This window comes from Actinomyces faecalis (assembly GCF_013184985.2).
GTDB classification, from domain to species: domain Bacteria; phylum Actinomycetota; class Actinomycetes; order Actinomycetales; family Actinomycetaceae; genus Actinomyces; species Actinomyces faecalis.
On the sequence record NZ_CP063418.1, the window covers coordinates 61,076 to 85,416 of the forward strand.

Consider the following 24,341-nt stretch of genomic DNA (forward strand, 5'->3'; position numbering starts at 1 on the left):
ACCCAAGGAGCTGACATGACCGTCACGGTCGATCTCCCCGTCATCGGGCGCACGCGTCCTGGTGCCAGCCGCGAGGAGGTGGTGGCCCACCTCAAGGAGGCTGCGCGCCGCATCCGCATGAAGGACCTGGCTACCGTCATGCGGGCGGGTCAGGGACACATCGGTGGGGAGTTCTCCATCATCGACGTGCTGACCACCCTGTACCTGCACACCGCTAACGTCACCGTGGACAACCTTGATGACCCGGACCACGACCGTGTCATCCTGTCCAAGGGACACGCAGCCAATGCCCTGTACACCGTCTTCGCCGCTGCCGGCCTGCTGGAGCCGGCCGAGCTGGACACCTTCGTCCAACCGGACTCCCGGCTCAACGGGCACCCCGCGCGCACGAAGGTGCGTGGCGTGGAGGCCAATACCGGCCCGCTCGGGCACGGCCTGCCCGTCGCCGTCGGCGACGCCATCGCCGCCAAGATCGACGGCTCGCCCCGACGCGTCTTCGTCCTGACCGGCGACGGCGAGCTACAGGAGGGCTCGAACTGGGAGGCGCTCATGGCGGCCGCCCAGTTCAAGCTGGACAACCTCGTGGTCGTGGCGGACCGCAACCACCTTCAGCAGGGTGCCACGACGGAGGACACCAACGATCTCAGCCCGCTGGACGAGAAGGCGCGTGCCTTCGGTGCCCACGTGGTCGACGTCGACGCCCACGACTTCGACCAGCTCCTCGACGCCTTCGAGGCTGCCCCGGTCGAGCCCGGCAAGCCGACCTTCGTCATCGCCCACTCCCACAAGGGGCACCCGATCTCCTTCATGAGTGACAACGTGCCATGGCACCACAAGCTGCCCAGCCCTGAGCAGGCCGAGGCGGCATTAGCAGAGCTGGAGGCCCTTAAGTGAGCGAGAACCTGTACGACTGCCGCAACGCCTACGCTGAGACGCTGGCGGACATCGCCCGTCAGGACGGCCGGCTCGTCGTCGTCGTCAACGACTCGGTGGGCTCGTCCAACCTCGGCGGCTTTCGCGACGAGTTCCCCGCCCGCCTCATCAACGTCGGCATCGCCGAGCAGAACCAGGTGGGTGTGGCAGCGGGCCTGGAGAACGGCGGGAAGATCCCTGTGGTCTCCTGCGCCGGGTCCTTCCTCTCGGCACGTGCGACCGAGCAGGTCAAGATCGACGCCGGCTACTCCCACCGCCACATGCTGCTGTGCGCCCAGTCCCCGGGACTGGCCTACGGCGCGCTCGGCTCGACCCACCACAGCGCCGAGGACGTCACCATCATGAGGTCCTTCCCCGGCATGACCGTCATCGTCCCGGCCGATCCTGCCGAGACCGAGGGCGCGATCCGCTGGGCCTACTCCGAGCTGGACGGCCCCGCCTACATCCGCATCTCGCGGATGAAGGTGCCTGCGGTCCACGGTGAGGGCTACGCCTTCACTCCCAAGGCCACGGTGCTGCGCGAGGGTGAGGACCTGACGGTCATCGCCAACGGCGTGACCGTGCACCGGGCGCTGGAGGCGGTTGACCGCCTGGAGGCTGAGGGCGTGCACGCCCGGCTGCTGTCCATGCCCGTGGTCAAGCCCTTGGACGAGGAGGCTGTGCTGGCTGCTGCTCGTGAGACCGGGCGGATCATCACGGTCGAGGAGGGCACGGTCAACGGTGGGCTTGGTGGCGCCGTCGCCGAGCTGACCAGCGAGAAGTGCCCGGTGCCGGTCAAGAGGATCGGTGTGCCGGACCAGTGGGCCCCCACGGGCTCTGAGGCCTGGCTCATGGACCACTGGGGCATCAGTGCCGACGGTATCGTCTCCGCTGCCCTACATCGCTGAGATCGCGGAAACGGCGTCGTCACGGGCACCATGGTGCCCGTGACGACGCCGTTTCCGCGATCAGGTCCCCAGGACGCGATCTCAGCGTGCTCAGCTTTCCTGCCACTGGCTGAAGGCCTCGAAGGAGGCGAACATGTCCGCGAACAGCATGGTGTTGTCCACCTGCGTGTAGCGGCGCATGGGCCGGGTTCCCTCGGGGTAGCGGTACGTGCCGTCCTCGGCCAGCGACACCCGGGGGATGACGTCGTAGGACGAGGAGGCGGTGTCCGGCTCGAAGGTGGTCTGCAGGCTGGACAGAAGCACCAGCGGCTGGTCCCCGAGCACGTAGGTGGCCCCGGCGTGACCTGCGAAGGGCTGGATCATGCGCTGGACGTCCTCGAGCTGGGACAGCAGGAAGGCGCCCAGCCTGCCGGCCCGCTGGCAGCCGCGGCGGATGACGGACATCGGCACCAGGCTGGAGCGGTAGACGTCGCGCGGCATCTGCCACACGCGGGCGTTGGTGTCGTTGAAGACGTACATGGCGGCAGGCACGTCCAGCGCCATGTTGTACTCCAGCGTCGTCGCGCCGGCCGGCACGTAGGCCAGCCCCGCGTGCTCGGACCCGCCGATCCAGATGAGCGTGAGACGGTCGGCGATCGCCGGCTCCGCCTTGTAGGCGCGAGCGACGTCGCCTAAGGACCCGCCGGCCACGAGGTAGAGCGGCCGGTCGTCCTCGCGCATAGCCTCCTCGACGATGAAGCGCGAGGCGGCCGTCGGCCCGTCGTGATCGGCGAAGCCGTGGTCGTCGCCCTCGTAGAGGTCGACCCCGTCTACGCCCATGAGCTCAAGCAGGTGCTCGACCTTCTCGCGCCCGGCCTGGACCGAGTGGCCGGTACGGTTCCAGCCGTCGTCCTCACGCAGGCGGGAGACGACGACGCCGCGTACCTCCGTCCCCTCCACCAGCAGGTGGTGGGCGAGCTGGAAGAGGTCGTCCGGGTCCCCGGCGAAGTCGTTGTCGATGATGACCCGGGTGCGGCCCGGCACACCCGCGAGCGGGTGGTCCTGGCCGAGCCACGGCGTCGTGCCGTAGGTCCAGCGTGCTGTCATAGTCTGTCAGCCTTTCCCTCAGGTGCCTGGCGGCGCCGTCGTCACTTGATCTTGCGCACCGGGATGATGGCGAGGGCGGCGATGACCACGGAGACCACGCTCATGATGAACAGGGCGTCGTAGCCGGCGGTGATGGCCACGACCTGGCCTGCCACCACCGGGGCGAGCATCTGGCCGATGTTGGTGGCCACGTTGGCCACGCCGAGGTCACGGCCGGCAGCCTCGGGGTCGGGTAGGACGTCGATGAACAGGGCGGTGTCCACAGCCATGTACATGCCGTAGGCGGCAGCCATGCCGACGTAGAAGACGTAGAAGACCGGCAGGGTCGGGAAGAGCAGCGGTAGGGCCATGAGGGCCGCGATGACGATCGAGGAGCCGATGACGAAGGGCTTGCGGCGCCCCACCTTGTCCGACCAGCGACCGGCCACGAGCATCATGAGCAGCTGACCAGGCAGAGCGGCAGAGGACAGCGTGGCGAAGGTCGTGTTGGCCTGGGAGGCGGACAGGGCCGGCTGGAGGTGGGACTGGAGGATGTAGAGGACGAAGTTCGAGATAGCGGTGTAGCCGAAGAACATGAAGAAGCGAGCGATCCAGGTCCAGCGGAAGTCGTGGTCACGCAGCGGGATGGCGTAGCCCTTGAAGAAGGAGATCCAGTCAAGCTTCTCCACCTCCAGGTCCTTGGAGGAGCGGTCCTTGGCGAAGGTGACGAACAGGAGCGCACCGATGACCACACCCAGGGCGAAGACGAAGTAGGTGTCCAGGCCAAGGGTGTTGAACAGGGTGCCGGCGATAATGCTGCCGCCGGTGAAGCCGAGCATCATGCCGATGCCGGACAGGCCGGAGACCAGACCCACCTTGTCCTGGGGGACGCGGTCAGCCACGGTGGTGGACAGCGGGGCCTGCATGATGTTGAGGGAGACCTGACCCGCGGTCCAGAAGAGCGTGAGCATCGCGATGGTCGAGGAGTAGCGCAGGCCGACCATGAAGACCGCCCCGCCGATGGCGCCCATGACGATCCACATGGCGCGGCGGCCGAGCCGTGAGCGCCAGCGGTCAGAGATGACGCCGATGACGGGCTGGGCGAAGAGGGTGAACAGCGAGCCGATCGACATCATGAGGGAGATCGACTTGGCGCGGGCACCCTCGTACTGAGCCAGGAGGTCGAGCAGGTGCTGCTCCTCACCGGTTGCCGTCGCGTTCCCGGCGTCCACGGCCTGGCGCAGCTGGGTGAGCTGCTGGACGTCGTTGACGGACTGCATGGTGGTGCCGTCGAAGTAGTGCTGGAACTCGATGGTCTGGACCGAGTTCGGCAGGAGGATACCCGCCATCGCCGCGTAGCAGGCGAAGAGGAAGAGGGAGGAGATGATGAAGGAGATGACGTACTGGATGAAGGGGCGTCCACCCAGGTACTTGGCAGAGGTGCCAGGACGCGTCGGCTCTTCCAGCCGGGGATCCGTTGCGGCGGCGCTGGTCATGAGGCCTCCTTTGGCCGTGCGGACGGATTAACCGTCCGGTTATTTTCATTCGACGACGATTGAAGCAGCGTTGTGAGAGTTCGTCAATGACCGCTGGGTGACGGTATTCCAGGGTGTCCCGCAAGTCCTTCGATCTCGGCCCTGAACAGTCGATCCCTGCGGCCGCCGCAGCGAAACCGACTGTTCAGGGCCTCAAGCGATGATCCGCCGCCGCAGCACCTGCGTGAGCGGACGCGTGCTGCCGCACGGGCTGGCTCCAGGCTAGGAGGGGGTCTCAGGGACCTGGCTGGGTTGCACTATGTTGCCGGTCGGGGCAGGTGGGCGGCTGATGGCGCGAAGCCGGTGCCTCACGCCGTGGCTAGTGCGGCCCCCAGGGCCAGGCCGCCGGCCGCAGCCACCAGGCTGCTGCCTGCCATGGCTGTGGCGTGCACGATCCCCGCCCACGGCCGGCCGGCGAGCACGAGTCGCGCTGACTCGACGCAGGCGGTGGAGAAGGTGGAGTAGCCGCCGAGGAACCCGGTCCCCAGGGTCGCGATGAGGGCTGGCGCCAGCGATGGCGAGGCGCCTGTCAGGATGCCGAGCAGAAGGCACGCGCTGACGTTGACCACGACCGTCCCGAGCGGAACGGCCACGGTCAGCCGGCGGCCCGAGCCTGTGGCGGTGGCCGAGGCCGCGACAGCCGCTCGCCTTCGCTCTCGCTCACGTCGTGCCGCGACGGCGGCCCCTACGTGAGAGTCGACCTCGAAGCGCGTCACCGCGCCCACCCCGCCCGCCAGCGCCAGCAGGACCCAGGTTGCCGTGGTCACGACCGGCCTCCCGCTCGGCAGGACCTGCCGCGCACCTGCTGACCCGCTGCACGACCTCGTGCACCGAGCCCGGACAGCCACAGGCCGACGGCGGCCAGAGCGACCCCGGCCACCAGCGACCCGCCGAGGTAGACCATCGACCTGACGAGGTTGCCGCTGCCAGCCAGGTGCTCGACCTCCAGCAGGAAGGTGGAGTAGGTCGTGAGCCCGCCCATGAAGCCGGTCCCCAGCCCGAGGCGCAGTGTGCGTCGCCACCCGGCATCAGGGCGCAGGGCGAGACGGCCCAGGAGAAGACCGAGAGCGAGGGCGCCGACGAGGTTGACGAGCAGAGTCGCCGTCGGCAGGCCCCCAGCGGAGTGGGGCCAGGCGCGGGCCAGCCCGGCGCGAGCCAGCGTGCCCAGGGCCCCGCCGGCAAAGACGGCGGACAGGGTCCCGTACCTCCTAGCCCACGTGCTTGGCGACCTGGTAGCTGTCGCGGTCGAAGACGAGCTCATAGCGGGCTCCAGTCTGCTCCTCGGCCCACGCGGCCGCATCCTGTGGCGCGGTGGCACCCCAGCTGCCTGAGAGCGGGTCGATGACGACGTAGTCGGGAACCACGCCCTGCGCGGTACCTACCCAGTAGACGGTGTGCTCCGGCACGAGGTAGGGCAGCAGACCCAGGTCGCTCTCCACCGTGGCGCCAGAGGGGATCAGGTCCAGGACCTCGCGTGCGGAGGCTGCGCGCGCGCTCTCCTGACCCCAGCCCGGATCCGTCATCTGTGCCAGCGGGAGGCCCGGTGCGGCCCACAGGGTGGTGGCGGTCGAGATGACGACGGCGACCAGGGCCAGCCCCTGGAGCCACGCCGGGGTGCTGGGACGCCACAGAGAGAGGTCGGAGGCCGGGCCCCGTGGGCGAGTCTCCGGGCGGAGGCGGGCGACGTCGTCAGGTGACTGGGCGTGCTGCTGTAAGCGGATGAGCACCTCCAGCAGCGCTCCCAGGGCGATAGGCATGAGGACGGCGTTGTAGTGCCACTGCGACCACTCCCAGTAGGTGCTCTTGGTCGACAGGAAGCGCCAGGCCAGCGTGGGCAGCATGACCGCCGCCCAGGGTGAGGCCAGACCGATACCGCCTGCGGTCAGGGCCAGCAGGAGGAGGGTGACCAGCTTGACCGGGGGCCACAGGGCGCGTACCAGCGGGTTGGCGGCCGTGGGGCCCGAGAAGCCACCGCCGTCGGAGGTGTTGCCGCTCAGCCCGTACTCCCAGCCTCCCGAGGGGGAGAGCGCCGGAAGGACGAGCCCCACCGTCACCAGGAAGGCCACGACTCCGAAAGCCGCCAGACCCAGGCCCAGCTGCGTCGTCGTCGGTTCCAGGACCCGGCGGCCCAGCCGCAGCCGGGCACGGTCCGGGGCGCCAGCGGGGCCATCGTGACGGCCTCGCCAGACGACGGCCAGCCCGATCATGAGGACCGTGAGCCCCAGGTCCTCCTTGACGAGGACAAGAGGCGCGGACCATCCCGCCACTGCCCACCAGCGGCCCTCAGCAAAGGCGGCCGAGGCCCAGGCCAGCAGCGGTACTGCGAAGGCGATCTCGTGGAACTGGGCGGCGACCGCCGTCTGCAGGCCCCAGGACAGGACGTAGGACAGGCCGAGCACCGTGCCGCCGACCGCGCCGAGGTAGCGGGTGGCCAGGCGAGTCAGCGGCCAAGCGGACAGCGCCAGGAGCAGGTCCTGCACGATAAGCAGCGTCAGCGGGCTGGGGGCGAGCCGCCAGGCAGGGGCCAGCAGCACGAGGACCGGGTGGAAGTGGTCGCCCAGGAGGTTGAAGCCCTCGCCCTTGATCGGGACGATCGGGGCCTGGAGGCTGGCGTAGTCCTTGGCTAGCTGGGAGAAGATCGCCAGGTCCCAGCTGGGGACCTGGTAGGAGCGCCACTGGCCCACGGACAGGGCGATGAAGACGGCGGCGCCGACCACTGTCACGGCGGCTGCCGGCAGGATGCGGCCACGCTCAGGAAGACGGGCTGCACGCGTGAACATCGGTGCCGAGCCTATCGGGGGCTAAGATGCCCGGGACCCGCCCCTAGGAGAGACGATGGATGCGCAGCAGGAAGAGGCCCAGCTCCAGCGACGCCTGACGAACCGTCACGTCCAGCTCATCGCCATCGGCGGAGCGATCGGCACGGGCCTGTTCATGGGGTCGGGCAAGACGATCTCCCTGGCCGGGCCTGGCGTCCTCCTGGTGTACGCCGTCATCGGGGCCGTGCTGTTCCTCGTGATGCGGGCGCTGGGCGAGGTCATGCTCTCCAACCTGGAGTACCGATCCTTCGCGGACGTCGCTCATGATCTCATCGGGCCCTGGGCGGGCTACATGACCGGGTGGACCTACTACTTCTGCTGGCTGGTGACCGCAGTGGCCGAGGTCGTGGTCATCACCGGGTACGCACGCTTCTGGTGGCCCACCCTTCCGCTGTGGGTCCCGCCGGTCCTCGCCGTCGTCGTGCTGCTCGGGCTCAACCTGGCCACGGTCAAGGCCTTCGGCGAGATCGAGTTCTGGTTCTCCATCGTCAAGATCGTGGCGATCATCGCCCTGGTGGCCGTGGGCGCCTACATGGTGGTGATCGGTTTCCAGGCACCGAACGGCGCCCGGGCCGACCTGGCCAACCTGTGGAACGACGGCGGGCTGTTCCCCCACGGCTTCCACGGCTTCGCCGGGGCCTTCCAGATCGCTGTCTTCGCCTTCGTCGGCACTGAGCTCATCGGCACGGCCGCGGCCGAGGCCAAGGACCCCCACGTCACCCTGCCCAGGGCCATTAACGCCATCCCCCTGAGGATCGTCCTGTTCTACCTCGGTGCGCTCGCGGCCATCATGGCAGTGACCCCGTGGCGAGAGGTCTCACCCGATGACTCGCCCTTTGTCGCGATGTTCTCTCTGGCCGGCCTCGGCGTGGCTGCCAGCGTGGTCAATTTCGTGGTGCTGACGGCTGCGGCCTCCAGCGCGAACTCGGGCATCTACTCCACCTCCCGGATGCTCTACGGCCTGGCGATGGCTGACCAGGCGCCAGCGGTCTTCCGCAGGCTCACCGCACGCAGCGTGCCGGGTGCCTCGCTGCTGGTGACCTGTGGCGGGCTGCTGTGCGCGATCCCGCTGCTCTACCTGTCGGGCTCCATCATGGACGCCTTCACCCTGGTGACTACCGTGGCCAGCGTGCTGTTCATCCTCGTGTGGTGCGTCATCGTGGTCTCCTACCTGCGCTACCGCAGGATCTACCCCGACAGGCACGCGGCCAGCACCTTCACGGTGCCCGGGGGCCGGGTGGCGGCCTGGGCGAGCCTGGTCTTCTTCGTGTTCGTGACCTGGACGCTAACCCTGGCCCAGGACACGCGCATGGCCGTGGCGATCTCGCCGCTGTGGCTGGTGGCGCTGGGGGCAGCCTGGTGGCTGCGTGGACGACGGCTGGCGTCGCGGGAGGGCCAGAGCCCGAGGCAGTCCTTACCCGACCAAGCCAGGTATTGAGAACACGCGGATCTGGTACCGACCGCCTGCCGGTCGGATCTTCTTACCCTCCCAGCACGCCAACGGTTGGGGTCGCAGCCCGGGCTCCACAGGTTGGGCCGGCGACAAGGGAGGTGAGGTCCGTCCACAGGCGGACAACAGCCTGATGGACCGGTCTGTCAGCCTGGTCCCATGGGTTGGCACAGGCAGATCCTCGATGCGGTCTCACGTGTAGGTGCTGTCCGGCTCTCTGCTCTCGGGCTGGACACCTCGGGGCGACGTGCGCTGAGCAGCCTGGTGGCGCAGGGATACCTTGAGCGCAGCGGGAAGGTCGTCTGCTCCCCGGATGTGAGTGAACCTGTCAAGGCGGCTGTGCGTGTGGGAGGGCTTGTGACCTGCGGTGAGGCGATGAGCTTCTACGGCCTTCCCGACCTGGTTCACAATGACGTCCCCCATGTGGCGGTGCCTGCGAACCGTGGACGGACCTCCTTCGAGGGCGTGGTCGTCCACCGGGAGCAGGGCCTCGTGCCCGGGCAGGACCTGGTCGTGTCGCCGGCCCGGCTGGCAGCACGGCTTCTGCGGTGCGCTCCGGCGAAGGAGGCTATCGCCGTCGTCGACAGGATCCTTCACCAGGAGCTTGCCACTCGTGAGGAGATTGCCGTGCACCTGCGAGGGAACCGGTACTGCGCGAAGGCCCGGCGGCTCCTGGCTCGGTGCTCGGAGCGTTCGCGCTCGATCCTGGAGTCCTTCGCCAGGATCGAGCTGGAGGACGCAGGGATGCAGGCAGTGCCAGGTGTGGATGTGCCGGGCGTCGGCGAGATCGACCTGTTGGTTGAGGGGCGAGTTGACGTGGAGACGGACGGCTACGCCTTTCACTCCGAGAGGTCGGCATGGCGCAAGGACCGGTGGCGGGACCAGCAGCTGCTCGCCAGGGGACTGATCCCTCTGCGGCTGACCTATGACGACGTCATGACCGGGCAGACGGTGCCCATCGTGACGGCAGTGCTGGCGTCGTGGGAGGACAAGAGGCGCTAGCCCTCGGTAGAACGGGGAGAAGATCCGCGCTATCACGCGGATCTTCTCCCCGTCACTCCTGCTGGGAGGTCTTCTTGCCCTCCCGTCGCGCCGCTCAGGCTGCGAGCTCGTCCCTGGCCTGGACGAAGGCCTCCACGCACCGGCGGATGTCGTCGGTGGAGTGCGCGGCGGAGAGCTGGACCCGGATCCGGGCCCTGCCCTTGGGCACCACGGGGTAGGAGAAGGCGATGACGTACACGCCGAGCTCCAGCATCCTGTCAGCGATCTGCGCGGCGAGCCGGGCACCGTCCTCGCCCGGGAACATAACCGGCACGATCGCGTGGGACCCAGGTAGCAGCTCGAAGCCAGCCTGCGCCATCAGGGAGCGGAACAGCTCAGCGTTGCGTGCCAGCGCCGCCCGGGACTCGTCGGCGTGCCGGGCGATGCGCACGGCACGCAGGCTTCCGCCCACCACCGCAGGTGCCACGGTGTTGGAGAACAGGTACGGCCGGGCGCGCTGGCGCAGGATGTCGACAACGGCCTGCGGGCCGGCGATGTAGCCGCCGCTCGCCCCGCCCAGGGCCTTGCCCAGGGTCCCGGAGAGCACGTCGACCGTGACCCCGAGCAGCTCGGGCGTGCCAGCCCCCGTGGCACCGACGAAGCCGGTGGCGTGGGAGTCGTCCACCATGACCAGCGCGCCGAACTCCTCGGCGACCTCCACGATCTCGGGCAGCGGCGCGTAGCAGCCGTCCATGGAGAACACCCCGTCGGTCACGATCATGATCCGCTCCGACCCGGCCTCACGGGCCGCCTCCAGCTGGCGGCGCAGGTCGGTCACGTCCCCGTTGGCGTAGCGGTAGCGCGTGGCCTTGCACAGGCGCACACCGTCGATGATCGAGGCGTGGTTGAGGGCGTCGGAGACGATCGCGTCCCCAGCGCGCAGCAGCACGTCGAAGATCGCCCCGTTGGCGTCAAAGCAGCTGGAGAAGAGGATGGCGTCATCCGTACCCAGCCAGTCGGCCAGCTCCCGCTCCAGCTCACGGTGGGGGGACTGGGTGCCGCAGATGAAGCGCACCGAGCTCATCCCGAAGCCCCACTGCTCCAGGGCGTCCTGGGCCGCCTCGCGCACGCGCGAGTCGTCCGCCAACCCTAGGTAGTTGTTGGCGCAGAAGTTCAGCGCCGACCCGGACTCGGTCTCCACCTCGCTGCCCTGGGCGGAGGTGATGACGCGCTCGCGCTTGGTCAGGCCGGCCTCCTCGATGTCAGCCAGCTCCTGGATGATCTCGTCCTTGAAGGTGAACACGCTCAGCTCCTGTCAGTCTTCCCAGTTGATGATGACCTTGCCGCACTCGCCCGAGCGAGCGGCCTCGAAGGCCTCGCTCCACTGCTCAGGTGCGAAGCGGTGGGTGATGACGCCGCGGACATGGTCCCGCAGCTCGCGGGAGGACCCCAGCATGAAGCTCCCCTTGTACCAGGTGTCGTACATCTCGCGGCCGTAGACGCCCTGGATCGTGAGCATGTGGGTGATGACCTGGTTCCAGTCGACCTCGTAGCCGGCCTTGGGCAGGCCCAGCATCGCGATCTTCGCGCCGTGGTTGCACACCTGGATCATCTGACGAGTGGCTGCCGGAGCTCCCGACAGCTCCAGGCCGACGTCGAAGCCCTCGGTCATCCCCAGGCTCGCCATGACCTCACGCAGGTCCTGCGTCGCGGTGTTGACCGTCACGGCCCCCGTCTGGGCGGCCAGGGACAGGCGGTAGTCGGACAGGTCGGTGATGACGACGTTGCGTGCCCCGCAGTGGCGGGCGATCGCCGCGCACATGACGCCGATCGGCCCCGCGCCGGTGACCAGCACGTCCTCCCCGGCCAGCGGGAACTGCAGGGCGGTGTGGACGGCGTTGCCGAAGGGGTCGAACAACGCGCCCAGGTCCGGGTCGATCTCGTCAGCCTGAGGCCAGACGTTGCGCGCAGGCACCACGACGTAGTCAGCGAAGGCTCCGTCGCGGTTGACGCCGATGGAGTTGGTGCGGATGCACAGGTGACGGCGTCCCGCACGGCAGTTGCGGCACCGGCCGCAGGTGATGTGGCCCTCCACGCTGACGCGCTGGCCGATGGAGAGGTAGTCGGTGTCGTCGTCGGCTGTGGTGTCGTCCGTGGCGGTGCCGCGACCGATCTCGACGATCTCGCCGTAGAACTCGTGCCCGAGCGTCATGGGCGGGTTGAGCTGAGCCTCGGCGAACTCGTCCCACCCGGCCAGGTGAAGATCGGTGCCGCACAGTCCTGTACGCAGGACGCGGATCTTGACCTCACGGAACCCGGGACTGGGCTCCGGGACGTCCTGGAGCTCAAGCCCTGGCCCAGGGGCCGGCTTGCGTAGTGCGCGCATCGGGATCTCCTCATGCTGTGTGGGGCGCCTCGTCGCGCCGTGGTCTGGGCGGCGCGCGGGTAGCGTGCGCCCAGGTCCTAGGCTACTGAGGTCGAGGCCACTTCACCGACGTGAGAGGAAGCGATCATGGACGAGCTGCTGGCACAGGGACTTCAAGCCGTGCGTGCGGGGGCGCGTGTGGCGCTGGACCCGGGCGAGAGCCTGCGGATCGGCACCAAGCGCAACCGCAACGACGTCGTCACGCAGGTTGACCGCGAGGTCGAGGCGCTGGTCGCCGAGATGCTCGCCCCGACCGGCTACGCGTTCGTGGGCGAGGAGGCGCACGCCGCACGCTCCTGGGACGGTCGTGTGTGGGTGCTTGACCCCATCGACGGCACCCTCAACTACGTGGCCGTCCACCGTGGCTGGGCGATCTCCCTCGCCCTGGTCGAGGACGGGCGGCCGCTGCTGGGCATCGTGGCCGACCCGGTTGATGACAGGCTCTACGTCGCGCTCGCGGGCCGTGGTGCCTGGGAGGGTCGGCTCGGGGTGCGCGACGACGGCGCGGCCGGCTGCCCGTCCGTGGCTGGCAGCAAGGCTGGAGACGACGACGGCGTGGCTGGCCCAGGCGCTGGGGTGCCGGAGGTGGTGGCTCGTCTCGTTCCCGGAGCCCGGCCTCTGGTGGTCGAGGACGGCGAGCTGGCTGACGGCGTCGTCATCGCCCACCTCCACGCGCTGGCAGCGCTGCGTCACCTTCCGGAGATCATCGAGAGCTCGCGAGGACTGCGCGTCTACGGCGCTGCGGCGCTGGAGCTGGCGGAGGTCGCTGCCGGACGCGCTGGGTGCCTGGTGCACACACGGCTGCAGCCCTGGGACGTGGCTGCGGGCGTGCTGCTGTGCCAGGAGGCGGGCGCCGTCGTCACCCGCGTGGACGGTACGCACCTGGACGTGCGGGAGGCGGGGTCGGTGCTGGCAGGGCCGGCAAGCACGCACGCCACGATGGCGCGTCGGCTCGTGGAGGGCTGAGGACCGGAAGCGGTCCCTTGCCCGGCCACGGAGAGGGCGCTACAGGTCGCCCTTCTTCTGTAGACGCTGCAGGCTCAGCCAGCCCACCGGGATCGGGATCCAGAAGGTGACCAGACGGTAGACGATCGCCGTGGACAGGGCCACGCCGCTGGGTACGCCCGCGGCCACCAGGCCCGCTGTCAGTGCGATCTCGACCGGCCCGATACCACCGGGGGAGGGGACCACTGAGCCGACCGTGTTGGAGGCGAGGTAGGTGATAGCCAGGACCGAGAAGGGCAGCGTGTAGCCGAAGGCCCACAGGCTCGCCCCGAAGGCGAGGATGTAGCTGACGCTGAGCAGGAGGGTGCCCCCGATCCCCAGGGCCAGGCGCCCAGGGTTGGACATCACCCATACCAGGCGTGGCCACACCTGTCGGTAGGTCGGCTCGATCTTGGCCCACAGGAAGGTGCGGACCTGAGGGATGAACAGGGAGACGGCTACCAGGGCCACCAGCACCGCAGCGGCTAGCATGACCCAGCCGGAGGGCAGGGACAGGCCGGTGGACTGCCCTGTCGTGGCTGCCAGGACCACGAGCAGGACGACGGTGACGACGAACTGGACCACCTGGACCAGGGCCACTGTTGCCACGCCGATGGCGGTGGGCACCCCCTTGCGGGACAGGAAGCGCAGATTGATCGCCGCCCCACCCACGCCGGCCGGGGCCACGAGGGAGACCACGGAGGAGGCCAGGTGCACCTCGGTGGAGCGCCACACGCTCAGGCGCACCGGGGAGAAGGCCACCAGCGCCAGGCCCGCGCCCAGGTACGTGGCCAGCGAGAAGACCAGCGCCCCGATGATCCACCAGACATTGGCCTCGGCCACGGCCTGGCTGATCTGCTCGAAGTTCATCCGCGCCAGCAGCGTCCACAGCGCCACCAGGCCGATGACCGCCATGATGACGGTGCGCCAGGAGAAGCGGGTGACCTTGGCGGCCTCGGCGTGGGCGGTGGGGGTCAGCTCGACCAGCGCGTCTCGTAGCTCCTGGAGCAAGGTGCCGCGTCGGCCCATGACCTCGCGGGTCGAGGAGGGCAGGACCACCCGCTGCAGCATGGGGGCGATCGAGGCGAGCTGCTCGGTGGACAGCGTGCGTGAGGCGGACCTGATGGCGCGTTCCGCCCCGACGGTTGTGGCGACGAGGGCCAGTGTCTGGGCGAGGTCCACGCGGCGGGAGAGCTCGTTGGAGATCGTCTCACCGGAGTCCCAGTCCAGCAGCCAGACCTGGTTCTCGGCGTCGAGCACGACGCTGGAGGCGGCGATCTCGCGGTGGGCCAGGCCTGCGGCGTGACCCCGGCGGACCTGGTCCCACAGCTGCTCCAGCACGGAGTCGGACAGCGCGGAGGGATCGACCTCGTCGAAGGAGCGGGCGCCGACGACGTGCTCAGTCACCAGCAGCATCGACTCGCTCGCCTCGGCCAGGCCGAAGAGCGCGGGGGTACGCACTCCTGCGCGCGAGGCCTCCAGGGCCATGAGGGCGGCGTGCTCGGCGGCCGGTCGCACGGACATGTCGCGCGTGGGGGACAGGCCCTTGACGCGCAGGCGGTCCCAGACGGTGGAGAGGAACCCGGCGACCTGCCGGTCGGCGTCGAGCACGGTGACGTCACGGCGCACGCCGGAGGTGTCCCAGACCGCGTACAGGCGGTGGACAGCGGGACGGCCCTCGCTCAGGGCGGCAGAGCGGGCCTGTGCCATGACGGCGGCGAGGTCGACGTCGTCGGCCGGGGTGATCGTGTTGGCTCCGGGGGTCTCCTGGGCCTGGGAGGCAGGGGTGAGCTCCTCGAGGGCCTCCTCCTCAGCCTGCCCCTCCTCGGGAGAACCGGGAGCGGCCAGAGGAGTCTCTCGTACCTGCTCGGTGTAGCCCAGGGGGGCGTCGGTGGTGACGTTCCAGGCCGAGGCCTGCGGCGCTGAGTCCATACGCACCACGCGCACGGCGTCGACTCCGGCGCGGCGCAGCGCCCGCACGAGCGCGACCCCGTGGGCCCGTTGGTCCTCCACCCCGAAGGCGTAGCGCACGGCCAGGCCCACGACGCGTCCCAGGAGGACGGACAGCAGCGCGCCGGGCAGGGTCAGGGCACTGCGCAGCACGGCCAGGCCCACGACGACCCACACCGCGGCCCACCCGTAGCGCACCGCTGCGGTCGAGCGGCGCTCGCCGGCGCCGGTGAGCAGGCCAGCCAGGGCGGCGAAGGTCGCGGAGACGCCCAGCTGGGCCGAGCCTGACCCAGAGACCGTCAGCCCTGAGATCACGGAGCCCGGCCCCCAGGTCTCCAGCAGTGAGTAGGCCAGGAGCCCCAGGCCCCACCCTGCTACCGCGGCCAGGGCCGCCTGACCGGCGCTGCGCCACGAGCCTCGCAGGAGGCGCTCAAGGAGGACGGCCAGGGGGACGGCGAAGGTCACCAGTCCCTCCGCGGCCTGCAGGGGGAAGACGAGGACCTGACGGAGCACGACGGCCAGGGCGTTCTGGACGTCCTGGGTGACTCCGGTGGTCGTCTCGTGGGCGTAGGCCGCCAGGATGAGCATGCTCAGCGCTCCCAGGAGGCTGAGGCTGAGGTCCAGCAGGTCCTCGGCGCGGCGCAGGCGGGTAGGGGCTGAGTCGACGAGCAGCGTGCGGGAGCGGATGACCGGGGGCCGGGGCGGCGCGGGCTCGGTGGCAGGGGTGATGCCGATGCGGGGGATGCCGACCGGCGAGGTCGCCGGGGCGTCAGAGTCTGCGGGCTGCGTGGCTGGCCCGGGGACGGCGTCGGTCATAGGGGAAGTTTATGCGGAGGCTGTCTGGACGGGATCGGCCGAGAGGATGACGGCGGGCTCATCCGGACGCACTACGCGGCTGACGATTGTGGAGGGGATGATCGCCTGTGTCGTCGTACGGTCCTCGATGATGCGCAGGCACTGTGTGGCCAGCACAGTGGTTGACGGGTCGACCGTGTCGAAGGGGGGTATCGAGAACCGGCCCTCCTCGATGTTGTCGAAACCGATGAGACGGACGTCTGCCGGTACTGACAGGCCGTGGGTGGATAGCGCGTAGACGGCGCCGAAAGCCAGTGAGTCGGAGAAGCAGAACAGGCCGTCGAAGCGGCTCTGACGTGCCAGGATCTGAAGAACAGCACGGGACCCGGCTGCGCGTGTGAACACGTCCACGGTACCGACGAGCTGCTCGTCGAAGCTGATGCGTGCGGCGCGGAGGGCCTGGCGGTAGCCGGTGTACCGCTGGAGCGAGGTCTGGCGAGTCTGGTCCTCCTGGTAGCCGACCACGGCGATGGACCGGCAGCCCTGGTCGATGAGGTGCTGGGTGGCGGCCCGTGCGGCGGCCACGTTGTCGATGCCGACGTGGGAGGCGCCCGAGCCGTAGAGCTCGCCGCCGAACTCCCCGACTGTGACCACCGGGGTGGCGGACCGGCGCTCACGAATGTCCTGCGGCTGGAGAGCGAGTGGAGAGATGATGATGCCGTCGAGGTCAGGCAGGCCCAGGCCCTCGATCGCATCGATCTCTCGACTCCGGTCTCCTCGGGTCTGGGAGATGAGGGCGCGTTGGCCCCGACGCTCGGCCTCGTCGACGATCGCCGCGGCCATCTCCGCGAAGTAGGGTTCCTTGAGGTCGGGAACGGCGAGCGAGATTAGTCCGGAGGAGCCGGTGCGCAGCTGGCGGGCTGCGAGGTTGGGGCGGTAGCCGAGTTCCTCGATCGCCTGCAGGACCTTGGTGCGTACCTCGTCGCTGACCCATCCGCTGCCGTTGACGACGTTGGAGACGGTCTTGGCGCTGACGCCGACGGCGCGTCCGACGTCTGCCAGCGTCGTGCGTCGTCGGTGGGAAGGGGGTGCCATGCGGTGATCGGTCATCTGCGTCTTTCTCGGTGTGTTGGCGACATGCTACGCTGTACTTGCTTCCAACGTTCAACGTTGAATGTGAGCCGCGACGCATCCTTGTCACCGAGTGGGCCCGCCTTCGACGCACCTGCCCGCACGGCCTTGAGAGAGGAGCTGAGGTGAATCAGCTAGCACGAGGGATCCGCCCGTACCTGTACATCCTTCCGGTGGTACTGATCTCGGGTGTTCTCATCTACTACTTCATCGGCTTCACTGTTTACGCGAGCCTGACAGACTGGAACGGTCTGAAGCGCATGGACTTCGTCGGCTTGGACAACTACCGGAGACTGGTGCGCGACCCGGTGTTCTGGACGGCGCTGAAAAACAACATGGTCTTCATGGTCGTCGTCATCGCCGTTCAGGCGGCGCTCGGCCTGCTGGTCGCGGTGATCTGTGCGGACAGGCTGCCAGGATCCAGTTTTTTCAAAGCGGTATTCTTCCTGCCAATCTCCATGGCGCCCTCGATCGTGGCCACGGTGTTCAAGTACATGCTTGAGGCCAACTACGGCACGCTCAACGAGTCGTTACGGTCTCTGGGGCTGCTGGGCAAGGGCGAGGTCATCGAGTGGCTGGGGGCCGACCTCGGCGTGTGGTCGCTGGTGGCGATCAACGTGTTCCAGTGGATGGGTTTTTCGATGATGATCTACTTCGCCGGGATCATGTCCATTCCCCACGAGCTCTACGAGGCAGCCATGATCGATGGGGCTGGCTGGTGGCGTCGCCTGTTCTCTGTCACGATCCCCTCGCTCAGTGGCGTGACCAAGACCCTGATCATCCTGGGGATCGTCGGTAACCTCAAGACCTTCGACATCGTGTGGCTGACCACCCAGGGGGGACCGGGCAACGCCACCCACTTCCTGACCACGATGCTGTATCAGGAGCGTTCAAACCGCGAAGCCGGTTACGCCTCGGCAATCGGAACCGTTCTGCTGGTGCTGGCCTTTGTCCTCACCCTGGCGCAGACCGCGTGGAGCGCACGGAAGGACCGACGCTGACATGAAGGCAACTCATATCGCGTGGATCGCCAAGTATGCGACGCTGATCTTCCTGGTCTCTATCTGGCTCTATCCCATCGGTCTGGCGATCTGGAAGTCGACCGCCGTGGGTGGGTGGGGGAACTACAAGGAGGTCCTCACCCACGACCAGTTCAATTACTGGCAGGCGGTAGGTAACTCCTTCCTCATGGCTGGTGCCTCCACCATCCTGGTCATCGTGATCTCGTCCCTGGGCGGGTACGCCTTCTCCAAGATGCAGTTCCGGGGCCGCACGTTGATCTACAACATGCTCATGGCCTGCATGGCGGTGTCGATCGCCTCCGTGGTGACACCGTTGTTCGCCTCGGTCAACCGCCTCGGTCTTCGAGACACCCAGCTGGGCGTCATTATCCCGATGGTCGCCTTCAACACGCTGATGATGCTCATGATTATGAAGACCCACTTCGACTCCCTTCCTGACGAGCTCATTGAGGCGGCACTGATCGACGGGTGCGGCTCCTTCAAGATCTTCCGCTCCGTGCTGCTGCCTCTGTCGGGGTCTCCTATGGCGACCGTGGGCGTCCTGACCTTCGTCTACACCTGGAACGAGTACCTGCTGCCGCTGCTGCTGATGAAGAGCGAGAACATCTTCCCGGTCACGCGCGCAATCTCCCTGCTCCAGTTCGACAAGATGAGCCAGCATGACATCTCGGTGCTCTACGCCGGCCTCATCCTCATGACTCTGCCGACGCTTGTTGTCTACCTCTTCAGCCAGAAGTACCTGCAGGCTGGCATCACGGCAGGTGCAGTCAAGAGCTGAGCCTTCCATGCCTCTCACCATGACCATTCCTGGTGCCCTCATCGGCTGACTCGATCAACCCCAACCGTGTTCGAAGGAGATTACCCATGCCACTATCACGCAAGCAGTTCCTGACTGCCGCTGCCCTGTCCGTTCCCGCTGCGGTCGCTCTGGCTGCCTGCTCCGGGGACCAGCGGAAGGCGGAGGAGGACTCCTCGGAGAACGTGACGATCGCCGTCATGAGCTGGCTTCCGACCACCGTGCAGTGGGACGAGATCTACGCCGCCTTCCAGAAGGAGAACCCCGGCGTCACGATCGACTTCACCAACGGTGAGGACCAGGACCAGTTCGAGACCCTCCTGGGCAATGAGATCGTCGCCGGCACCATCCCTGAGGTCTATGGCATCCGGACGGGTGCGGTCTTCGAGGACTTCGCTCAGTACGCCATGCCGGTGGAGGAGTACGCCTCGGAGTGGATCGGCAAGGTCCGCGCCACCCCCAAGGAGGAGACGACTACCGCTGATGGTGTCCTGGCCGCAGTTCCAGTGCTCACTGCTGGCTCGGAGTACTACCTGTACAACAAGACTCTGATGGACGAGCTCGGGTTGTCGGTCCCTGCCACCTATGACCAGCTTGTCTCCGTGGCCAAGGCGGCGACGGAGGCGGGTTACTCGCCGTTCGCGATGGGAGGCTCTGACACCTGGCACGTGTCCGACTTCTTCGTGTGGATGTCCAACCAGTTCGGAGAGGGCGGTACGGTCTACAAGGCTGCTGCTGGTGAGGTTCCGTGGGACGACGACGCGCTTGTCGAGGCGGCGACTGCGTGGCAGAAGCTGTTTGGCGACGGCGTCTTCCAGCAGGCGTCTCTGACTACCACGACCTACCCCTCGGCGCGAGATGACTTCTTCCTCTCGCGCAAGGCCATTGCGATGCCGACGGGCTCGTGGCACGTGGGCATGACCCTCGTTGGTCCTGACAAGGAGCAGCCTGGAAGCGCTGCTGAGAACGATGAGATCGGCATGGCGGTCTTCCCGACGATCGGCCCGAAGGATGCTGGGGTCACCTCGGGGGTGGACTTCGCCCTGGCTGTGTCCGCCGAGGCTGAGGGAGCCAAGCTGGAGGCTGCGGCCAAGTTCGTTGAGTTCATGTCTACGGGCACGGGCCAGCAGATGTACGTCAACATGCTGCAGGGCTTCCCGGTGGCTGAGGGCGTCGAGGTGGAGGTCGCTGACGATGAGCCCGAGCTCGGCAAGGAGTCGGTCAAGCTCGTCACTGACACGCTGGCAGAGTCGGTCTACGCACGTAAGCTCCTCTCCCCGGGCAACGACTCCCTGGAGTCGGACCTGGGCGCGGTGCTCCAGGCGATCGCTGGCGGGGCTGACCCGAGGACCGAGCTGGCCAAGCTCAACAAGTAGCCTCGTCATCCTCGATGACGCGCAGGGGTATGAGCGCTACCGTCCCGCCCGGCGCAGCCGCAGGGAGTTGGTCACCACGATGACGCTGGAGGCGGCCATGGCGGCGCCGGCGATCATGGGGTTGAGCAGCCCGGCGGCCGCCAGCGGGATCGCGGCGACGTTGTAGGCGAAGGCCCAGAACAGGTTCTGCTTGATGATCGCGAGCGTGCGTCGCGAGACGCGGATCGCGTCCACGGCTGCCATCAGGTCCGCGCGCACGAGCGTGACGTCGGCGGCCTCGATGGCGACGTCCGTGCCCGTTCCCATCGCCAGGCCCAGTCCCTGGGTACCGGCCTGCGCCAGCGCAGCGGCGTCGTTGACGCCGTCGCCGACCATCGCCACGTTGTGCCCCTCGGCCTGCAGCTGAGCGACGACGTCGCGCTTGTCCCCGGGGAGGACCTCCGCGCGCACGTCCTCCTGCGGGATCCCGACCTGCGCGGCCACGTAGGCGGCCGCCCGGGCGTTGTCGCCGGTCAGCAGCACCGGGCGCACGCCGAGCTCGCGCAGCCGCGCGATCGCCTCGGCGGAGGAGGGACGCAGAGTGTCCCGCACAGCGAGGACCGCTACGACGGGCTGCACCTGCACGGCGCTGTGAGCGCCGTCAGCCACGGTCTCGATCGGCAGCGGCCTCGCGTGCAGGACGACGGCGGTGGCGCCGGAGTCCTGGAAGGAGGCGACGGCGTCGCTCACACGGGCGGGAAGCTCCAGCCCCTGCGCGGCGAGCCATACCGGCCGGCCGACGGCGACGGCGTAGGAGACGCCGTCCAGCGTGACGGTGCCGCTTACGCCGCGGCCGGAGTGGCTGGAGAAGCCAGTGACCGGGGGCAGGGAGCCCGTCTGCGCCGTCGCCGCCTCGACGATCGCCGTGGCCACCGGGTGCTCCGAGGCTGCCTCGACGGCGCCGGCCAGGGCCAGGGCCTGGGCCGGGGTGCCGGCCAGGGCAGCGAGGTCCGCGTCGGCGTCCAGGCTCATACGACCCTGCGTGACGGTGCCGGTCTTGTCCAGGACGATCGTGTCCAGGGAGCGCGTGGACTCCAGGACCTCCGGGCCCTTGATGACCACGCCCAGCTGGGCGGCGCGGCCCGAGCCCACGAGGATCGCCGTCGGTGTGGCCAGCCCCAGGGCGCAGGGGCAGGCGATGACGAGGACCGAGACCCCGGCCATGAAGGCCTGCTGCAGCGGGTGGCCGAGGGCGAGCCAGGTGAGCACCGTGCCCAGGGCCAGGGCGATGACCACCGGGACGAAGACGCTGGAGATCCTGTCTGCCAGCCGCTGGACCGGGGCCTTGCCGGCCTGGGCGGCGGTCACCATGGCGCCGATCCGGGCGAGGGTGGTGCCCTCCCCCACGCGGGTGGCGCGTACCAGCAGCACCCCGGAGGTGTTGACGGTGGCGCCGGTGACCTCGTCGCCCGCGCCGACCTCGACCGGCACGGACTCGCCGGTGAGCATCGAGGCGTCCACGGCCGAGCGGCCCTCGATGACGACGCCGTCGGTCGCGATCTTCTCGCCCGGCCGCACGGAGAACAGGTCACCGGCACGTAGGTCGTCGACGGCGATGGTGGCCTGGCTGCGTACGGCGCCCGGCCGCGGTGCGCCGGAGTCGTCCAGGACGTCGACGGCGTCCGTCGAGCCGGTCGGGGAGGTGAGGGTCACGCGGGTGACCTCCTTGGCGCCCAGCTCCAGCAGCGAGCGTAGCGCGTCTCCGGAACGGTACTTGGCGCGGGCCTCCGCCCAGCGGCCGAGCAGCAGGAAGGCGGTGACCCAGGCGGCGGACTCGAAGTACATGTGCGCCGTGTGCCCGGCTGAGCGGGGCAGCAGCTCCATCTCCATCCTCGTGCCCAGCTCGCCGGCCCCGCCCCAGACCAGGGCCCACAGGCTCCAGCCGGTAGCGGCGATGACACCGAGGGAGACGAGGGTGTCCATGGTGAACGCGCCGTGGCGAAGGGCCTGGAAGGCGGCCTTGTGGAAGGGCCAGGCGCCCCAGGTGGCCACGGGCAGCGCCATGGCGGCGACCGCCCACTGCCAGCCGGTGAGCTGGAGGGCGGGGGCCATGGACAAGGCCATGACAGGCACCGAGAGCACGAGGCTGACGACGAGCCGCTTCCTCAGGTCGGCGGCCCGAGCGACCTGGGAGGCGCCGATACGCGGCGCGGCGGATACCTGGGCATCCGGCCGTGCGGTAGCCGACGCCTGGGTCTCGTCGGCTACCGGGGCGACGGCGGGGCCTGGGTCTGCAGGCGCGGACGGGGCCGGGTCCTGGTCCTCAGCGGCTGGTACCCCTGCCCGGGGCGAGGCTGCGTCGTCGGTGCTGTCCGTGGCGGCACCTGCCTCCTGGCGGCCGGTGACCTGTGCTGTGTAGCCGGCGCGGGCGACGGCGGCGACCAGCTCGTCGTCGGAGACCTCCTTGGTCAGGGTGACGTGCGCGGACTCGGTGGCGAGGTTGACGGTTGCCTGGACTCCGTCGAGCTTGCTCAGCTTCTTCTCCACGCGCGCCACGCAGGAGGCGCAGGTCATCCCGCCGACGGCGAGGTCGACCGTCCCCAGTGGTGCGGTGGTGGTTCCGGTAAGCGGCGTGGGTGGCTGAGTCATATGGTGAGGTCCTGGTTGCAGGTGTGTCGGACTGGTGCCCGGCGGGCGCGCTGACGGCGGCGGACGGGTGTCCGCCGCCGTCAGGTACCGGGGAAGGAGACGAGGCTCCGGTTGCGCAGGTGGGGGCGTGGCGTCGCCAGTCCTGCTGACAGCGCCACGCCTCGCTCAGGCCTCGTCGCGCTCGATGGCGTCGACGGTGTAGGAGCCGGCCTCGTCAACGGCCTCCTTGAGGGCGTCGTCGTCCAGGACGACGTCGGAGACCACGGTGGCCACGGACTGGCCGCCCTTGTTGAGGATGACGGAGACGTTCTTGACGCCCTCCAGGGCCTCCAGCTCCTCGGTGACGTGGGCGACGCAGTGGCCGCAGGTCAGCCCGGAGAGCCTGAGGGTGGTGGTGCGGTCGATGCCGGTGGGGGTGAAGGTGGACATGGTGTGCTCCTTGGATACGTGCTTGCTGGGAGTGGTCGTGGGCGTCAGGACCGCACAAGGCGGGCGATGGCGTCTGAGGCCTCGCGGATCTTGGCCTGCCCCTCCTCGTCGGAGGACTGGGCGGCGTGGATGACGCAGTGGCTCATGTGGTCTTCCAGCAGCCCGAGGCTGACGGCCTGGAGGGCCTTGGTGGCGGCCGAGATCTGCGTGAGGACGTCGATGCAGTAGGTGTCCTCCTCCACCATGCGGGAGATGCCGCGGACCTGCCCCTCGATGCGGCGCAGGCGCTTGAGGTAGTCCTCCTTGGTGCCCGTGTATCCGGCCACGGCATGCCTCCCGGTGGGTGAGCCCTTGCTGGTAGAGGCGACGATACCCCTAGGGGGTAGGGGTGTCAAGTACCCCGAGGGGGTATCGGGGGAGCGAGGTGCTCGCTCGAGCATGGCGCGGGTGAGATGCTGAGGCTATGGCTGCCATGCGCGGGCCCGGTCCCGACCCCGCTCCTGCCCCTTCTCCGGCGTTGTCGGCGCGGGAGGGGGCCAGTTCGCTGTCCTGGGCACCGCTGGGCTGGGAGCCATCAGTGCCAAGCATGGACGATGCGCCCTTCGGTTCGGTCCTGGGGGACCCACTACCCGGTCCTTTCATGTTCGATGACTCGGGTCTGGAGCCAGGTGGTGCCGCCCAGGCTGCGGGTGAGGTGCGGAACGCAAGCCCGGGGGCGACGTCGTCCTACGGCCTGATACCCGGCTCGCCGCGGGCTCACGGTGGTCGGCGTTCTGTGGCTCCGGGAGCAACGAGGGGGCGTGTCAGCTCCCGCGAGGTGGTTGTGGGGCCTGCCCCAACCAGTGGCCAGCCGGCGGCATCCGGGCAGGCGCAAGGTACTTCGCGGCGGGTGGAGGGGATGCGCCTGGGTACTCAGGGGGCTACGCGCGAGAATGCGCAGGAGGTTGCGCATCAGGCACCTCAGGAGGACGTGCGCACGGTTGCGCAAGAGCCTGAGCACGAGGCGGCCGAGAAGGAACGCACGACGAAGCGAACCGGTGCCAGCTTCTGGTACTGGATCGCGTTGATGGCAGGCATCGTCCTGTTGCGTGGCTGTATCTGACGCCTCCCGCGCCAGGCGTACACGCTCGGCGCG

Annotated in this window: 21 protein-coding genes; 9 read left to right on the forward strand and 12 right to left on the reverse strand. The window is 68.8% G+C overall.

The genetic code is table 11. From position 1 onward, the window contains the following. Positions 1-15 precede the first annotated feature (15 nt). Together HRL51_RS00250 and HRL51_RS00255 are read left to right on the forward strand one after the other, a co-directional pair. Positions 16-894 (forward strand): transketolase, encoded by an 879-nt coding sequence (locus tag HRL51_RS00250; RefSeq protein ID WP_172120641.1) that lies wholly within the window; start codon positions 16-18, stop codon positions 892-894. Then, the gene (locus tag HRL51_RS00255; protein WP_172192940.1) at positions 891-1,820 is read left to right on the forward strand and encodes a transketolase family protein; all 930 of its coding nucleotides are present in this window, start codon (positions 891-893) and stop codon (positions 1,818-1,820) included. The genes HRL51_RS00250 and HRL51_RS00255 overlap by 4 nt, the downstream gene beginning before the upstream one ends. A 90-nt stretch (positions 1,821-1,910) precedes the next feature. Here the strand turns inward: HRL51_RS00255 and HRL51_RS00260 are convergent, their stop codons facing one another. The 5 genes from HRL51_RS00260 to HRL51_RS00280 all read right to left on the reverse strand — a co-directional run bounded on the left by HRL51_RS00260 (position 1,911) and on the right by HRL51_RS00280 (position 7,200). Further along, positions 1,911-2,906 carry a nucleoside hydrolase gene (locus HRL51_RS00260; protein WP_172120623.1) on the reverse strand — a complete coding sequence of 332 codons (996 nt, stop codon included), beginning with the start codon at positions 2,904-2,906 and terminating at the stop codon, positions 1,911-1,913. A gap of 41 nt (positions 2,907-2,947) precedes the next feature. Further along, positions 2,948-4,381 carry an MFS transporter gene (locus tag HRL51_RS00265; protein WP_172192917.1) on the reverse strand — a complete coding sequence of 478 codons (1,434 nt, stop codon included), beginning with the start codon at positions 4,379-4,381 and terminating at the stop codon, positions 2,948-2,950. 347 nt (positions 4,382-4,728) lie between these two features. Further along, entirely contained in the window at positions 4,729-5,187 is a 459-nt protein-coding gene (locus HRL51_RS00270; RefSeq protein ID WP_172120621.1) for a fluoride efflux transporter FluC, read from the reverse strand. Beyond that, complete coding sequence (locus tag HRL51_RS00275) at positions 5,184-5,681, reverse strand: fluoride efflux transporter FluC (RefSeq protein WP_172120620.1); 498 nt, start codon at positions 5,679-5,681, stop codon at positions 5,184-5,186. The genes HRL51_RS00270 and HRL51_RS00275 overlap by 4 nt, the downstream gene beginning before the upstream one ends. Then, positions 5,629-7,200 (reverse strand): DUF2079 domain-containing protein, encoded by a 1,572-nt coding sequence (locus HRL51_RS00280; protein ID WP_244960190.1) that lies wholly within the window; start codon positions 7,198-7,200, stop codon positions 5,629-5,631. Before HRL51_RS00280 ends, HRL51_RS00275 begins: the two co-directional genes overlap by 53 nt. Positions 7,201-7,255: 55 nt before the next feature. Between HRL51_RS00280 and HRL51_RS00285 the strand changes: the two genes are divergently transcribed. Both HRL51_RS00285 and HRL51_RS00290 read left to right on the forward strand, forming a co-directional pair. Further along, entirely contained in the window at positions 7,256-8,677 is a 1,422-nt protein-coding gene (locus tag HRL51_RS00285) for an amino acid permease (protein WP_172120619.1), read from the forward strand. A 171-nt stretch (positions 8,678-8,848) separates the two neighbouring features. Further along, positions 8,849-9,691, forward strand: a complete 843-nt coding sequence (locus HRL51_RS00290) for a hypothetical protein (RefSeq protein WP_172120618.1) — start codon at positions 8,849-8,851, stop codon at positions 9,689-9,691. 94 nt (positions 9,692-9,785) lie between these two features. Here the strand turns inward: HRL51_RS00290 and HRL51_RS00295 are convergent, their stop codons facing one another. Both HRL51_RS00295 and tdh read right to left on the reverse strand, forming a co-directional pair. Further along, positions 9,786-10,973 (reverse strand): glycine C-acetyltransferase, encoded by a 1,188-nt coding sequence (locus HRL51_RS00295; protein WP_172192915.1) that lies wholly within the window; start codon positions 10,971-10,973, stop codon positions 9,786-9,788. Positions 10,974-10,985: 12 nt separating this feature from the next. Continuing rightward, a complete protein-coding gene (tdh, locus tag HRL51_RS00300) occupies positions 10,986-12,056 on the reverse strand; it encodes an L-threonine 3-dehydrogenase (protein WP_172192913.1) in 1,071 nt (356 codons plus the stop codon). Positions 12,057-12,182: 126 nt separating this feature from the next. Between tdh and HRL51_RS00305 the strand changes: the two genes are divergently transcribed. Further along, positions 12,183-13,061, forward strand: a complete 879-nt coding sequence (locus HRL51_RS00305) for an inositol monophosphatase family protein (RefSeq protein ID WP_172192911.1) — start codon at positions 12,183-12,185, stop codon at positions 13,059-13,061. 39 nt (positions 13,062-13,100) lie between these two features. On the opposite strand, the gene HRL51_RS00310 is transcribed toward HRL51_RS00305, so the two are convergent. Continuing rightward, positions 13,101-15,845 carry a lysylphosphatidylglycerol synthase transmembrane domain-containing protein gene (locus HRL51_RS00310; protein WP_172192909.1) on the reverse strand — a complete coding sequence of 915 codons (2,745 nt, stop codon included), beginning with the start codon at positions 15,843-15,845 and terminating at the stop codon, positions 13,101-13,103. A gap of 9 nt (positions 15,846-15,854) precedes the next feature. Further along, positions 15,855-16,919 (reverse strand): LacI family DNA-binding transcriptional regulator, encoded by a 1,065-nt coding sequence (locus HRL51_RS00315; protein ID WP_172192907.1) that lies wholly within the window; start codon positions 16,917-16,919, stop codon positions 15,855-15,857. Positions 16,920-17,080: 161 nt separating this feature from the next. Here HRL51_RS00315 and HRL51_RS00320 point away from each other — a divergent pair, with 161 nt between their 5' ends. The 3 genes from HRL51_RS00320 (at position 17,081) to HRL51_RS00330 (ending at position 20,149) form a co-directional block, all read left to right on the forward strand. Further along, on the forward strand, positions 17,081-17,956 hold the full coding sequence (locus HRL51_RS00320; RefSeq protein WP_172192935.1) for a carbohydrate ABC transporter permease: 876 nt from the start codon (positions 17,081-17,083) through the stop codon (positions 17,954-17,956). Position 17,957: 1 nt separating this feature from the next. After that, on the forward strand, positions 17,958-18,755 hold the full coding sequence (locus HRL51_RS00325) for a carbohydrate ABC transporter permease (RefSeq protein WP_172192905.1): 798 nt from the start codon (positions 17,958-17,960) through the stop codon (positions 18,753-18,755). Positions 18,756-18,841: 86 nt separating this feature from the next. After that, a complete protein-coding gene (locus HRL51_RS00330) occupies positions 18,842-20,149 on the forward strand; it encodes an ABC transporter substrate-binding protein (protein WP_172192903.1) in 1,308 nt (435 codons plus the stop codon). A gap of 36 nt (positions 20,150-20,185) precedes the next feature. Here HRL51_RS00330 and HRL51_RS00335 read toward each other — a convergent pair whose 3' ends face one another. From HRL51_RS00335 to HRL51_RS00345, 3 genes are all read right to left on the reverse strand, one after another. Then, complete coding sequence (locus tag HRL51_RS00335) at positions 20,186-22,777, reverse strand: heavy metal translocating P-type ATPase (RefSeq protein WP_172192901.1); 2,592 nt, start codon at positions 22,775-22,777, stop codon at positions 20,186-20,188. Positions 22,778-22,942: 165 nt separating this feature from the next. Beyond that, the gene (locus tag HRL51_RS00340; protein ID WP_172192899.1) at positions 22,943-23,206 is read right to left on the reverse strand and encodes a heavy-metal-associated domain-containing protein; all 264 of its coding nucleotides are present in this window, start codon (positions 23,204-23,206) and stop codon (positions 22,943-22,945) included. Positions 23,207-23,250: 44 nt separating this feature from the next. Further along, positions 23,251-23,532, reverse strand: a complete 282-nt coding sequence (locus HRL51_RS00345) for a metal-sensitive transcriptional regulator (RefSeq protein WP_024034560.1) — start codon at positions 23,530-23,532, stop codon at positions 23,251-23,253. A 563-nt stretch (positions 23,533-24,095) separates the two neighbouring features. Between HRL51_RS00345 and HRL51_RS00350 the strand changes: the two genes are divergently transcribed. Then, a complete protein-coding gene (locus tag HRL51_RS00350; RefSeq protein ID WP_194256527.1) occupies positions 24,096-24,308 on the forward strand; it encodes a hypothetical protein in 213 nt (70 codons plus the stop codon). Positions 24,309-24,341 lie beyond the last annotated feature (33 nt).

Coding starts and splice junctions, on each gene's coding strand:
- HRL51_RS00285 (WP_172120619.1), top strand. CDS start 7,256: ATGGATGCGCAGCAGGAAGAGGCCCAGCTCCAGCGACGCCTGACGAAC.
- HRL51_RS00330 (WP_172192903.1), top strand. CDS start 18,842: ATGCCACTATCACGCAAGCAGTTCCTGACTGCCGCTGCCCTGTCCGTT.
- HRL51_RS00260 (WP_172120623.1), bottom strand. CDS start 2,906: ATGACAGCACGCTGGACCTACGGCACGACGCCGTGGCTCGGCCAGGAC.
- HRL51_RS00315 (WP_172192907.1), bottom strand. CDS start 16,919: ATGGCACCCCCTTCCCACCGACGACGCACGACGCTGGCAGACGTCGGA.
- HRL51_RS00340 (WP_172192899.1), bottom strand. CDS start 23,206: ATGTCCACCTTCACCCCCACCGGCATCGACCGCACCACCACCCTCAGG.
- HRL51_RS00265 (WP_172192917.1), bottom strand. CDS start 4,381: ATGACCAGCGCCGCCGCAACGGATCCCCGGCTGGAAGAGCCGACGCGT.
- HRL51_RS00310 (WP_172192909.1), bottom strand. CDS start 15,845: ATGACCGACGCCGTCCCCGGGCCAGCCACGCAGCCCGCAGACTCTGAC.
- HRL51_RS00250 (WP_172120641.1), top strand. CDS start 16: ATGACCGTCACGGTCGATCTCCCCGTCATCGGGCGCACGCGTCCTGGT.
- HRL51_RS00290 (WP_172120618.1), top strand. CDS start 8,849: ATGGGTTGGCACAGGCAGATCCTCGATGCGGTCTCACGTGTAGGTGCT.
- HRL51_RS00325 (WP_172192905.1), top strand. CDS start 17,958: ATGAAGGCAACTCATATCGCGTGGATCGCCAAGTATGCGACGCTGATC.
- HRL51_RS00275 (WP_172120620.1), bottom strand. CDS start 5,681: ATGAGCTCGTCTTCGACCGCGACAGCTACCAGGTCGCCAAGCACGTGG.
- tdh (WP_172192913.1), bottom strand. CDS start 12,056: ATGCGCGCACTACGCAAGCCGGCCCCTGGGCCAGGGCTTGAGCTCCAG.
- HRL51_RS00305 (WP_172192911.1), top strand. CDS start 12,183: ATGGACGAGCTGCTGGCACAGGGACTTCAAGCCGTGCGTGCGGGGGCG.
- HRL51_RS00280 (WP_244960190.1), bottom strand. CDS start 7,200: ATGTTCACGCGTGCAGCCCGTCTTCCTGAGCGTGGCCGCATCCTGCCG.
- HRL51_RS00335 (WP_172192901.1), bottom strand. CDS start 22,777: ATGACTCAGCCACCCACGCCGCTTACCGGAACCACCACCGCACCACTG.